The sequence below is a fragment of the Haloferax gibbonsii ATCC 33959 genome, assembly GCF_000336775.1.
In the GTDB taxonomy this organism is placed as follows: domain Archaea; phylum Halobacteriota; class Halobacteria; order Halobacteriales; family Haloferacaceae; genus Haloferax; species Haloferax gibbonsii.
Window position 1 is genome coordinate 82,993 of the sequence record NZ_AOLJ01000024.1, and the last position, 12,072, is coordinate 95,064.

Consider the following 12,072-nt stretch of genomic DNA (forward strand, 5'->3'; position numbering starts at 1 on the left):
CGGTGCGCTTAATCGCTTCGAACCGTAACCTCGGGCGATGCCAGACGGCGAGGCCGCCGCCGGAATGGACGCCTTCGCGACGCTCTCGTCGCCCGTTCGAAACGCGCTCTCGGAGCGCGGATTCACGACGCCCACCGAGCCGCAGCGCCGGGCGATTCCCCCGCTGTCCGACGGGAAACACGGCCTCATCATCGCGCCCACGGGCACCGGCAAGACGGAGACGGCGATGCTGCCGGTGTTTTCGGCCATCGCCGACGCCGAGGACCGATTCGGTATCTCGGCGCTCTACATCACCCCGCTTCGGGCGCTGAACCGCGACATGCGCCAGCGGCTCGACTGGTGGGGCGAACAGCTCGACGTCGACATCGACGTTCGCCACGGCGACACCACGCAGTACCAGCGACAGAAGCAGGCCAACGACCCGCCGGACGTGCTGGTGACGACGCCCGAGACGCTGCAGGCGATGCTCACTGGGAAGAAGTTGCGGACGGCGCTGTCGGACGTGCACCACGTCGTCGTCGACGAGGTCCACGAACTCGCGTCGGCCAAGCGCGGCGCGCAGTTGACAATCGGGTTAGAGCGCCTCCGCGAGTTGGCCGGGCCGTTCCAGCGAATCGGGCTCTCGGCGACGGTCGGGTCGCCCGAGGAGGTCGGGAAGTTCCTGACCGGCGACCGACCGTTCGAGGTCATCGAGGTCGACGTGGACAACCGCGTCGAGTTCGAAGTCGTCCGCCCCGAGGTGACGAACGAGGACGAGGCGCTGGCGGGCAAACTCGCCACCGACCCCGAGATAGCGAGCCACGTCCGGACGATTCGAGACGTCGTCCGCGACCACGAGTCCGTGCTCGTCTTCGTCAACACCAGACAGACCGCGGAGGCGCTCGGCTCGCGGTTCAAGGCGCTCGGCGACCCAATCGAGGTCCACCACGGCTCGCTGTCGAAGGACGTTCGAATCGACGTGGAAGACCGCTTCAAGGCCGGCGAGTTGGACGCGCTCATCTGCACGTCGTCGATGGAACTCGGAATCGACGTGGGTCGGGTGGACCACGTCGTCCAGTACAACAGCCCGCGCGAGGTGTCGCGGCTCCTCCAGCGCGTCGGCCGCGCGGGGCACCGCCTGGGCGTCGTCTCCCGCGGGACCGTCGTCACCGACCACCCCGACGACACGCTCGAAGCGCTCGCCATCGCCCGGCGGGCCGTCTCCGGCGAGGTCGAACCCGCCCGCGTCCACCACGGGAGCCTCGACACCGTCGCTAACCAAATCGTCGGCGTCGTCATGGACTACGGCGACGTGTCGGCCCGTCGCGCCTACGAGATTATCACGCGGGCGTACCCCTTCCGCGACCTCGCCGAGGACGACTTCCGCGCCGTCGTCCGCGAACTCTCGGGGAACCGCCTCCTCTGGCTCGACGAGGACAAAGACCTCCTCGAGAAGTCCGGCGGCACGTGGCAGTACTTCTACGCCAACCTCTCGATGATTCCCGACGAGGAGACCTACGACGTTCACGACATCTCCTCGCGCCGGCAGATAGGGACGCTCGACGAGAAGTTCGTCCTCAACTTCGCCTCGCCGGGCGCGACGTTCATCCAGCGCGGCGAGATGTGGCGCGTCAACGACGTGGACGAGGAGGAGGCGCGAGTGAACGTCTCGCCCATCGAGGACCCCGGCGGCGAGGTGCCGTCGTGGGTCGGCTCGGAGATTCCGGTGCCCGCGCCGGTCGCCGGCGAGGTGGGCGAACTCCGCGACGTGGCCGCGCCGCAGTTCGAGTCCGGGGCCGACCGCGAGGCCGTCGCCCGCGACATCGCCATGCGCTATCCGACCGACGAGGCCACGGTCCGCTCGGCGCTCGGCCCCATCGAGAAACAGGTCGAAGCCGACGCACCGATTCCGACGGCGAACAGGCTCGTCCTCGAAGGCTCGCCCCGGAAGGTGACGCTGAACTCGCCGTACGGCCACCGGGTGAACGAGACGCTCGGTCGGCTCCTGTCGGCGCTCATCGGCCAGCGGACCGGCTCCTCGGTCGGCATGGAGGTCGACCCCTACCGCGTCGAGTTCGACGTGCCCGGGAAGGTCCGCCCGACGACGTTCGCCGAGGTGCTCCGCGAGACCGACCCCGACCACGTCGAGGCGCTGCTCGAACTCGCGCTCAAGCGGTCGGACTCGCTGAAGTTCACGCTCGCGCAGGTGGCCGCGAAGTTCGGCGCGCTCAAGCGCTATCAGGGCAAGGGCCGCTTCGGCGGTGACCGACTCCTCGCCGCGCTGGAGGACACGCCCGTCTACGACGAGGCCGTCCGCGAGGTGTTCCACACCGACCTCGCCGTCGAGGAGACGGTCGAACTGCTCCGGCGCGTCCGCGAGGGCGACGTGGAACTCGCCGTCGCCCGCGAACCCACCGCCATCGGCACCGGCGGCCGCGGGTCGGGAACCGACCTGCTCGTCCCCGAGAACGCCGACGCGAGCGTCATCGAGACGGTTCGGGACCGGATTCAGAACGACCGCGTGCTGTTGGCGTGTCTCCACTGCAAGGACTGGACTCGAAAGACGAAGGTAAAGCGCGTCCGCGCCCCCGTGGAGTGCCCCGAGTGCGGCGCGACCCGCGTCGCCGCGCTCAATCCGTGGGACGACGAGGCGGTGAAAGCGGTCCGCGCGCCGGAGAAAGACGACGAACAGGAGCGACTGACGAAGCGGGCGTACCGCTCGGCGAGTCTGGTGCAGGCCCACGGCAAGCGGGCGGTCGTCGCGCTCGCGGCCCGCGGGGTCGGCCCGCACAACGCCGCGCGCATCATCAACAAGCTCCGCGAGGACGAAGACGACTTCTACCGCGACATCCTCGAACGGGAGCGCGAGTACGCCCGAACCCAGTCGTTCTGGGACTGACGGGACGGATTCCGGTTCGGCCGCTTACTCCTCGATGGCCCACTCGTCGAGAATCTCGGTCGTCGCGGCCGCCAGCGCCTCGAAGTCCTGCATCGAGATGCCGTCGGTCGTGACGAAGACGCCGAAGTCCTCGACGGTGATGCGGACGAGGTAGCCGTTTTCGAACACGCGAATCGTGTACTCGTAGTCGCCGAGTTCGGAGCCGCGGTAGGCGTCCTGGGTCATCTTGAAGTCGTGCCACTCGTTGCCGATAAAGGAGTTCAGGTCGGCCTCCTGTTCGAGGTCCTCGCGGAGGTACACCTGCACGTAGTCGAAGCGGCTGAAGTACGTGAGCGACCGGAGGCTGTCGCCGACGGCCGTGCGGCAGACGGTGACGAGCTTTTCTTTTGCTTCCTCGGGGAGGAGATTGGACATCGCTTCAGCCTGCGCGAGCGAGCGCCAAATAGGCGGCGGCTTCGGCAGCGGGCGGGTGGGAGCTGAGACGCGCCGGTCGGTCCGTGACGCCGCTATTCCGACGCGTAGGCGTCCCGGTAGTCGCGCTCGCGCCGGATGAGCTCCTCGACGCCGTGTTCGAGGATGTCGGAGCCGAGCGACGTGGCGCGGTAGTACGAAAACAGCCCCTCGTCGTCGGCCTGCGACCGTTTTCGCTTCTCGACCAACCCGGCGTCGACGAGTTTGTTGAGGTGGTAGTGGAGCGTGTTCGCCTGCACGTCGAGCGCCTCGGCCAGCGCTTTCGGGCTTCGCTCGCCGAAGTGGACCAGTCGGTACAGCAGGGTGAAGCGCGTCCGGTCGCCGAGTGCGGCCTGCATGTCGAGGTACTCGTCCAGCGTGAGGACGCTCGTCGGCGGCAGCAACTCGGCGGGGTCCTCGGGCAGCCCGTCCGAATCGACCGGGTCGTTCGTCGCCATCTCGGTTCGCTAGACGGAGCGTATCGATTTAACGGTTCTTGAGTCGAACTTCGCTGAAAAATCCGAATTTTATATACTACCGTGCGGTACGTGTGTCCATGACGGACGCCATCTCGCGCGACGAGATACGGGCGGCGCTCGGGCGGACGACCTACGACCGGTTTCTCGTCTACGTGATGGGTCCGTACAAGTCGTTCAACCTCAACTACGTCCTCTCAGAGGAGGAACTCGCCGCCATCGACATCGAGGACCTCCCCGGACCGATTCGAAAGCTGTTCGCCGCGCGAGACGAGGTCGACGACGCGCTCGCGCTCCTCCGACGGGTGCAAGGGAGCCTCCGCGCGGACCCGGGCGTCAACGCCTTTCTCGCCGTCGACGCGGACCTCAGCACCGACGAGGTGGACGCCGCCACGCAGTCGCTCGCGTTCGCCGAGGCGAGCAACGCCACCGTGTTCGTGCTGCCGTTTCTCGGCCACAACTTCGGCGTCGGCGAGGAGGCGGGGTCGATACTCGAACGGCTCTCCGAGACGCACGGCGACAGAATCGTCTTCGTCCACGAAGCGACGGTCACGAGCGAGATGATTCGCGCGGCGCGCGCCCGCTGGGACCTCCGCGTCGAGACCTACGACACCGAAGCGGAACTCCACAAGCGCATCCGACTGTTCGTCGCGGACGTGATGAACCGCGAGCTACACGGCGACTTGGACCGGCTGGACTGACGCTCTCGCCGGTTCATGGTGAGTGCTATCTAGCAGCACATTAACTATAGTTTACACGAGGGCGACGAACGACTCGTCATGCCCGACGACGCCCTCGGACTGGCGATGTTGGACCGGGTTCGCGGCTGTCTGCGCGCCCCGTGCGTCTACCGCGCCGGCGACGACGCCCGCGGTACTGTCGGCGACGCGCACATCTACGAGAACTATCTCGTCCCGTCGGAGCGGTGGCCCGCCGCGAAGCGCGAGTTCGTCGACTCGCTTCGGACGCCCGTCCTCGACGTGGGGTGCGGGGCGGGCCAGCACGCCCTCGCCGTACAGGAGCGCGGCGACGTCGTCGCCTTCGACGTGAGCCCGAACGCGGTTCGCGCGGCCCGCGAGCGCGGCGTCGAGGCGGCGGTCGTCGGCGACATGTTCGACCCGCCGGTCGAGGCGAGTCGGGCGGGGTTGCCGGCAGGAGGCTTCGAGACGGTCCTCGCCAACGGGACGCAGGTCGGACTCGCGGGCTCGCTGGACCGACTCGCCGACCTCCTCGCGTCGTTTGCCGACCTCGTTTCGTCCGCCGGCGAGGTCGTCGTCGACTCGTACGACCCGACGCGCATCGACCCCGAGCGCTTTTTCGGCTACCGGTCGGACCCGCGGGAAGGCGTCGCCCGACGGTCGTTCCGCGTCGAGTACGGCGACCTCCGCGGGCCGACGCTCGACTTCGTTCTCGTCTCGCCGGCCCGACTCCGGGCGGTCGCTACCGAGGCGGGCCTCGACGTGCGCGAGGTGACCGTCCCGAACGCAGAATCGAGTTACTACCGAGCGCGACTGGCGTGAGCCGGCGCGGTCGCTGCGGCACTTCGCGGTGGCACTTCGGGGCGAGGCCGTCGCCGGCCGTCCCTTCCCACGCGCTACGGCCTACTCCCAGCGGTTGGTCGCCTCGTTGCGCCGCGGGAGGAACGGAAGCAAGAGTGCGACGGCGAAGACGATGCCCGCGATGGCGAGGTACTCGGGCGACCCGAGGACGACCGCGACGAGCGAGAACACCGACGCCTCGCCGTCGGCGACGGCCGAGACCGCGTTCGGGTCGTTGTTCAATAACACGAGAAACATGAATATCGCCTCGGCGAACGCGACTCGAAGGCCGGCTTTCGTGACCCACCACGTCGCGGAGAGCGGGCCGCCGGTGAGCGCGTCCCACTCCCGACGGACCTTCCGCCGCCACGCCGCGTTCACGACACACCTCTGTTGCGAGTGAACATGAGACACAGTACGCGGCGAAACGAGATAATCTCGCAGGTGGAGTGACGCGGGCGTCCCCCGCGGTCGCCGCCCGTCAGACCCGCGTCGGCGAGACCGATTCCAGCGCCGCGTCGAAGTGCGCGCGGGTGATGCGCACCTCGTCGGCGTGGTCGTTCGCCTCGGTGCCCTCGTAGGCGTCGGCCACGTCCTGAATCGCTCGGAGCGCGGCCTCGCGGCAGACCGCGGCCACGTCGGCCCCGGTGTAGCCGTCCATGTGGGCGGCCACGTCCCCGAGGTCCACGTCGGTGCCGAGCGGCTTGTCGCGGACGTGCACGTCGAGGATGGCGCGGCGGGCCTCGATATCGGGGGCGGGAACCTCGACGTGGGTCTCCAGCCGACCGGGTCGGAGGAGCGCGGGGTCGAGCGCGTCCCGGCGGTTCGTCGCCGCGAGGACGACGAGGTTCGGGTTGTCGGCGGCGTTGTCCATCTCCGTCAGGAGCTGGGAGACGACGCGCTCGGTGACGCCCGAGTCCGACCCGGCGCTGTCGCGGTCGGTTGCGATGGCGTCTATCTCGTCGAAGAAGACGATGCTCGGGGCGGCCTGTCGGGCGCGGTCGAACACCTCGCGGACGGACTTCTCGGACTCGCCGACGTAGCGGTCCAGCAGTTCGGGGCCGGCGACGTGGATGAAGTTGACGCCGCTTTCGGCCGCGATGGCGCGGGCGAGCATCGTCTTGCCCGTCCCCGGTGGACCGTGCAGGAGTATGCCGGTCGGCGGGTCGGTCGAGGCCGCCTCGAACAGCGGCGCGTAGGTCAGCGGCCACGTCACCGCCCGTTCGAGCGTCCGCTTCACGTCGTCGAGGCCGCCGACGCCCTCGAAGCCCTCGGTCGGCTGTTCGGCGACGTACTCGCGCATCGCCGAGGGTTCGACCGTCGCCATCGCCGACTCGAAGTCGGCGCGCGTGACGGTCATGTCCGCGACGGCGACCTTCCCGCCACCGTCCCCGCCTCCGCCCCCGCCCTCGCGGCGGACGCGCCGGAGCGCGGTCATCGCGGCCTCCTTGGCCAGCGATTCGAGGTCGGCACCGACGAAGCCGTGGGTTCGGGAGGCCAGTCGGTCGATGTCCACGCCCTCGGCGAGGGGCATCCGCCGGGTGTGCACGTCGAGAATCTCGCGGCGGCCCGCCTCGTTCGGGACGCCGATTTCGATTTCGCGGTCGAAGCGCCCGCCGCGGCGGAGCGCCGGGTCGAGGCTGTCGACGCGGTTGGTCGCGCCGATGACGACCACGTCGCCGCGGGCGTCGAGTCCGTCCATGAGCGACAGCAGTTGGCCGACGACGCGGTTCTCGAGGTCGCCGCCGTCGTCGCGCTTCGACGCGATGGAGTCGATTTCGTCGAAGAAGATGATGGCCGGCGCGTTCTCGCGGGCCGACTGGAACACCTCGCGGAGCTTCTCTTCGGACTCGCCTTTGTACTTCGAGAGCACCTCCGGGCCCGAAATCGTGGTGAAACTCGCGTCGACCTCGTTGGCGACGGCCTTCGCGATGAGGGTCTTCCCGGTGCCCGGCGGGCCGTGTAAGAGGACGCCCTTCGGCGGCTCGATGCCGAGATGGGCGAACACCTCGGGTTCGGACAGCGGGAGCTCTATCATCTCGCGGACGAGGTCGAGCTCGTCGTCGAGGCCGCCGATGTCCTCGTAGGTGACGCCCGTCGCCCGGCCGCGGCTCCCGGCGTCGCCGCCGTCGCCGCCGGTCACGCTCTTGACGGCGTCGCGGACGGTCTCGCTCGCGCCCTTCGAACTCGTCGCCGTCACGGAGACCGCCGTCGCGTCGGTGACGCGGACCACGCCCTCAGGCTTCGTCTCGCTGACGACGAGGGCGGCCCCGCCGAGTCGCTCGACGCGGACGCGGTCGCCCTCGCGGAGCGGCCGGTTCCGAAGCTCCGCCTTCACGACCTCCTCGATGGTCTCGCGGTCCACGCTGGTCCGCTCGAAGGCGCTGGGTCCGGCGAGCGTCACCGAGCGCGCGTCCTCGACGGCTATCTTCCTGACGCGGACGCTGTCGCCGATTTTCACGCCGGCGTTGGCCCGCGTGTCGGCGTCGACGAGCATCTCGCCCGCCGCCGCGCCGGGGCGGGCGGGCCACATCTTCGCGACCGTCTCTCGGGACCCCTCGATGACGACCGTCTCGCCGCTGAGCACGCCGAGTTCACGGCGGGCGGCCTCGGGGAGGCGGGCGATGCCGCGGCCCGCGTCGCGTTTCTCCGCGGCGCGGACGACGAGCGTCACCCCATCTTCTGACATACCCCCCGGTTCGGCCGCTCGACCCTTGAGGGTTCGCCCGGAGTAACCGTTTTCCGGGACGGCGCGGTAACAATACGCATGGTTGCCACGACGGAGAAAGACGGTGCGACGTGGTACCGATGCGAAGAGTGCGGGATGCTGTTCGACGTGGAGCCCGACGCCGAGGCCCACGAGGAGAACTGCGACACGGACAGCCCGTCGTACTTGCAGTAGCGGCGCGCGGCGGGTGCGAGGGCGGCTACGCCGGGTCGTGTTCGTCCGCGAGTCGCTCGGCGTGGTCCAGCGAGGTCGCACGCTCCCAGCGGACGCGCTCGGCGTCGCCGTAGGCGAGCGCCTCCTTCAGTTCGTCGCGGAGGACGCCCACGCCGCGGCCGACGAGGTCGCCGTCCGCGTCGCCGAGTTCGTAGTAGCCGTAGGCTTCCGGAGCCTTTCCGATTGTCCGCTTTTCCAGCGGCTCCCAGCGCTTCCGGAGCATCACTCGGCGACGAACTCGTAGGAGTGCTCGGCCCAGTCGTCCTCGACGAAGACGAACACGCGGCCGCGGGCGACCTCGGGGTCGGCCTCGATTTCGAATCGGTGGCCGGGGACACGCCGGACGAGGACGCCGGGGAACAGCTCTTCTTCTTCGCCCTCGCCGAGGATGACGCGGCCGACGCCGCTCGATTCGAGCACGTCGTCGTGGCTCTTGAGGTCGTTGACGTACATCATGACGCCCTCGGTCTCGGTGGGGTCGGTGACGAGGACGTGGACCTCCTTGCCGGGGGCGGTGGCGAGCGTGCCCGTGACCGCTTCGGGGACGCCCCGGTAGACCGTGGTTCGGTTGTCGATGTACTCCACTTCGACGCCGTAGTCGTGGAGTTCGACGCCGAGTGTGCTCGGGGCGATGTCGCTGCGGGCGCTCATGGCTCACCGTTGCCGCGGGGACGGCAAAAACGTCGCGTCTCGGGTCGACCCGCTGGCGTCGGAATCGAACGCGTCGCCGCCGCGTCGGTCCCCGAACCTACGGGCGAAAACGGCACGGACCGCCACACATAACACGATGTGCCGACCTCCGGCAAGTATGCACGGCCGAGCCACCGCCCTCGGGGCGGGCACCGTCTTGAACGCCCTCGCGACGGCGACCGGCTCCGCGTTCGCCATCGACGCGGAGACCACCGCGTCGGTCGAACTGGACGACTCCGGCGCGGTCCGCGGCAGCATCGCGGAGGCCCCCGACGCCGACACGCGGCTCATCGAGCGCTGCGTCGAGCTTGTGGTCGAGGCGTTCGGCGACGGCGAGGGCGGCACCGTCGAGACCGAAAGCGACCTGCCGATGGCCGCCGGCCTCAAGAGTTCCAGCGCCGCGGCCAACGCGACGGTGCTGGCGACGCTCTCCGCCCTCGGTCGCTCGGTCGGTCCCGGCCCGGACGCCGACATCTCCCGGCTCGACGCCTGCCGCATGGGCNCGCTCTCCGCCCTCGGTCGCTCGGTCGGTCCCGGCCCGGACGCCGACATCTCCCGGCTCGACGCCTGCCGCATGGGCGTCCGCGCCGCCCGCGAGGTCGGCGTCACGGCGACCGGCGCGTTCGACGACGCCTCGGCCTCCATGGTCGGCGGCGTCGTCGTCACCGACAACACCGACGACGAACTCATCGCCCGCGACGAGGTCGACTGGGACGTGCTCGTGTGGACGCCCCCCGAGCGCGCCTACAGCGCCGACGCGGACGTGAGCCGCTGCGAGAACGTCGCCCCGATGGCCGACCTCGTTTCCGACCTCGCACTCGAAGGGCGCTACGCCGAGGCGATGACCGTCAACGGCCTCGCCTTCTCGGCCGCCCTCGACTTCCCGACCGACCCCGCCGTCGAGGCGATGCCCATCGCCGACGGCGTCTCGCTGTCCGGGACCGGCCCGAGCGTCGTCGCCGTCGGCGACCGCGCCGACCTCGAACGCGTCAAGGAACTGTGGGACGCCCGCGACGGAGAGACCCGACTGACGACCACCCGAACCGACGGAGCACGAATCCAATGACAGACGACACCGACACCGCAGCCGAACCGTTCCAGGACATGTCGCTCGACGAACTCCGCGAGGAGATAGAGGATATCGACCGCGGCATCGTCGAACTCATCGCCCGCCGGACCTACGTCGCCGACACCGTCGCGCAGGTCAAAGCCGAGAAGGACCTGCCGACGACCGACGAGTCCCAAGAAGAGCGCGTGATGGAGCGCGCCGGGCAGAACGCGGCCCACTTCGAGGTCGACTCGAACCTCGTGAAGGCGATTTTCCGGCTGCTCATCGAGATGAACAAGGCCGAACAGCGGCAGAATCGGTAGCCGATTTCGGGGTTCCAAGACCGCACATCGGAGTTCTGTTAGTCGACTCTTCTTTGGGCCGTTGTTCTGTTGTTCCTCGGTCTTCGCGAGGACACGGTTCCCATAGTCACGAGGATGCGGTTTCCATAGACCTCACTCGCGAGTCACCAGTTCGGGAAGTGAGAGTCGCTTCGGCGAGTCCGGGACGAGCCACGCCGGGACGACTCGCGTGAGCGTGACCATCCCGACCAGTTCGACGAGCGTCTGGGTCACGACGACCGCAGGTGCCAGTCGGTAACCCGCCGGAAGCGCAAGTGCAAGCGGCAGGACGACCAGCGAGTTACGGGTGACCGACGTGAACACGAGCGCCCTGCCCTCCCCGGCATCCATCTGCAAGACTCCCGCCGCGAGTCGTCCGAGTATCGGCATGACGACGAGGAAGGCGACGTACACCGGAATGACGACTGCAATCTCCTCGATCGAACCCTGCACCCGGGGGAGCTGCGACGCGATGACGACGAACAACGTCGCGCCCATCATCGGAACCGGTACCCACCCCATCGCCTCCTGCCACGCGTCGCCCCTCGACGACCGTTCCGCCCACGCTTCGGTAAGCCACGCGAGCGTCAACGGGAGCGCGATGAGTACCAGGAACGCCTCGACGAACGGCCCCGGTTCGATGACCGCTGCGACCGTCGAACCCATGAACAGCCACAGGTACAGCGGGAGCAACAACAGTTGGACGAGCATCAGGGCCGGGGTCGTCGCTGTGATCTGCTCGGCGTCGCCGTCTGCGAGTTCGGTGAAGGTAATCACGTAGTCGATACACGGCGTCAGAAGCACCATGAACGCACCCACGAGGATGACCGGTCGCTGGGGGAGGAACCGAGTGAGTCCCCAGACGACGACGGGGACGACCAAGAAGTTCATACCCAGTGCCGCCGCGACAAACCGCCCGTTCCGAAACGCGCGACGGAGCCGAACGAACGGAATTTCGAGGAACGTGACGTAGAGCAGGGCGGCCAGCACCGGGTCGATGAGCGACTCGGAGAGCGGGGCCGAGTTCGGAAGATAGACGCCGACTCCGACGGCCGAGAGAACGAAGGCTGCATAGACGGCAACTTGATGCCGTTGGAGCCACCGCTTCGAGTTCATCTACCGGCTGCTTCGTTAGTCGCCGGTAAACCACCGTCGCTCCCCCGTGTCAGACAGGATGCGGCGAAGTAGACGGAATCTGTCACGCCAAGTGAGGGCTTGACGGGCCGAACAGCGGCAGCATCGGTAGCTCGGCGCGACGCGGCCGTTGACGCCGCGTCACTCGCGGATGACCATCACCTTCACCCGCCGGACCGCGTCGAAGTCCCGGAGTCGGTACGTTAGCTCTCGGACGCGCTCCGCGGGGCCGCGGCAGAACAGCGATTCGAGACACCACTCGCCTTGGTGGGTGTGGCTCGTGTTGAGGATGACGTCCTGAAACTCGTGTTGCGCCCCGTGCAGCTCGCGAATCACGTCGTGGTGGCGGTAGTCGAAGCCGACGAGCGCGACGACCTCGCCGGACACGTCTTCGAGTCGGGCGTGGGACTCGATGAACTCCTGCATGGCCTCTCGAACCGCTCGCGACCGGTTTTCGATGCCCTCGTCGCGCCACGCCCGGTCGAACTCCTCGACCAGTTCGTCGGGGATGTTGAAACTCGTCCGCATCGGCTCGAACTGACGTGCGCAGCTACAAGAGTTCCCGTTATGACGACA

At 68.5% G+C, this 12,072-nt stretch carries 14 protein-coding genes; 6 read left to right on the forward strand and 8 right to left on the reverse strand.

Annotated elements, in window-relative coordinates; genetic code table 11:
* Positions 1 to 37: 37 nt before the first annotated feature.
* Entirely contained in the window at positions 38 to 2,878 is a 2,841-nt protein-coding gene (locus tag C454_RS15730) for a DEAD/DEAH box helicase (protein ID WP_004977198.1), read from the forward strand.
* Positions 2,879 to 2,902: 24 nt separating this feature from the next.
* On the opposite strand, the gene C454_RS15735 is transcribed toward C454_RS15730, so the two are convergent.
* Both C454_RS15735 and C454_RS15740 read right to left on the reverse strand, forming a co-directional pair.
* Complete coding sequence (locus C454_RS15735; RefSeq protein WP_004977200.1) at positions 2,903 to 3,292, reverse strand: DUF7522 family protein; 390 nt, start codon at positions 3,290 to 3,292, stop codon at positions 2,903 to 2,905.
* A 92-nt stretch (positions 3,293 to 3,384) separates the two neighbouring features.
* Positions 3,385 to 3,786 (reverse strand): ArsR/SmtB family transcription factor, encoded by a 402-nt coding sequence (locus tag C454_RS15740; RefSeq protein WP_004977202.1) that lies wholly within the window; start codon positions 3,784 to 3,786, stop codon positions 3,385 to 3,387.
* A 98-nt stretch (positions 3,787 to 3,884) separates the two neighbouring features.
* Here C454_RS15740 and C454_RS15745 point away from each other — a divergent pair, with 98 nt between their 5' ends.
* Together C454_RS15745 and C454_RS15750 are read left to right on the forward strand one after the other, a co-directional pair.
* Positions 3,885 to 4,505 carry a DUF7509 family protein gene (locus C454_RS15745; RefSeq protein WP_004977204.1) on the forward strand — a complete coding sequence of 207 codons (621 nt, stop codon included), beginning with the start codon at positions 3,885 to 3,887 and terminating at the stop codon, positions 4,503 to 4,505.
* A gap of 78 nt (positions 4,506 to 4,583) precedes the next feature.
* Entirely contained in the window at positions 4,584 to 5,324 is a 741-nt protein-coding gene (locus C454_RS15750; protein ID WP_004977206.1) for a class I SAM-dependent methyltransferase, read from the forward strand.
* A gap of 81 nt (positions 5,325 to 5,405) precedes the next feature.
* Here the strand turns inward: C454_RS15750 and C454_RS15755 are convergent, their stop codons facing one another.
* Positions 5,406 to 5,723, reverse strand: coding sequence for a hypothetical protein (locus tag C454_RS15755; RefSeq protein WP_004977208.1), 318 nt, complete (start codon positions 5,721 to 5,723; stop codon positions 5,406 to 5,408).
* Between the two features lie 100 nt (positions 5,724 to 5,823).
* On the reverse strand, positions 5,824 to 8,031 hold the full coding sequence (locus C454_RS15760) for a CDC48 family AAA ATPase (protein ID WP_004977211.1): 2,208 nt from the start codon (positions 8,029 to 8,031) through the stop codon (positions 5,824 to 5,826).
* A gap of 78 nt (positions 8,032 to 8,109) precedes the next feature.
* Here C454_RS15760 and C454_RS21135 point away from each other — a divergent pair, with 78 nt between their 5' ends.
* Positions 8,110 to 8,244, forward strand: a complete 135-nt coding sequence (locus C454_RS21135; protein WP_004977212.1) for a DUF7128 family protein — start codon at positions 8,110 to 8,112, stop codon at positions 8,242 to 8,244.
* A 25-nt stretch (positions 8,245 to 8,269) separates the two neighbouring features.
* On the opposite strand, the gene C454_RS15770 is transcribed toward C454_RS21135, so the two are convergent.
* Both C454_RS15770 and C454_RS15775 read right to left on the reverse strand, forming a co-directional pair.
* Positions 8,270 to 8,506 (reverse strand): DUF7508 domain-containing protein, encoded by a 237-nt coding sequence (locus tag C454_RS15770; RefSeq protein WP_004977213.1) that lies wholly within the window; start codon positions 8,504 to 8,506, stop codon positions 8,270 to 8,272.
* Positions 8,506 to 8,934 carry a DUF5796 family protein gene (locus C454_RS15775; RefSeq protein WP_004977214.1) on the reverse strand — a complete coding sequence of 143 codons (429 nt, stop codon included), beginning with the start codon at positions 8,932 to 8,934 and terminating at the stop codon, positions 8,506 to 8,508. Before C454_RS15775 ends, C454_RS15770 begins: the two co-directional genes overlap by 1 nt.
* Before the next feature lie 157 nt (positions 8,935 to 9,091).
* Between C454_RS15775 and C454_RS15780 the strand changes: the two genes are divergently transcribed.
* Positions 9,092 to 10,039, forward strand: coding sequence for a shikimate kinase (locus tag C454_RS15780; protein WP_004977215.1), 948 nt, complete (start codon positions 9,092 to 9,094; stop codon positions 10,037 to 10,039).
* Positions 10,036 to 10,344, forward strand: a complete 309-nt coding sequence (locus C454_RS15785; RefSeq protein ID WP_004977216.1) for a chorismate mutase — start codon at positions 10,036 to 10,038, stop codon at positions 10,342 to 10,344. Before C454_RS15780 ends, C454_RS15785 begins: the two co-directional genes overlap by 4 nt.
* A 132-nt stretch (positions 10,345 to 10,476) precedes the next feature.
* On the opposite strand, the gene C454_RS15790 is transcribed toward C454_RS15785, so the two are convergent.
* Both C454_RS15790 and C454_RS15795 read right to left on the reverse strand, forming a co-directional pair.
* Complete coding sequence (locus C454_RS15790) at positions 10,477 to 11,478, reverse strand: arsenic resistance protein (protein ID WP_004977217.1); 1,002 nt, start codon at positions 11,476 to 11,478, stop codon at positions 10,477 to 10,479.
* Between the two features lie 159 nt (positions 11,479 to 11,637).
* Positions 11,638 to 12,024: a CopG family ribbon-helix-helix protein gene (locus C454_RS15795; RefSeq protein WP_004977218.1), complete on the reverse strand. Its 387-nt coding sequence runs from the start codon at positions 12,022 to 12,024 to the stop codon at positions 11,638 to 11,640.
* Positions 12,025 to 12,072: the final 48 nt, after the last annotated feature.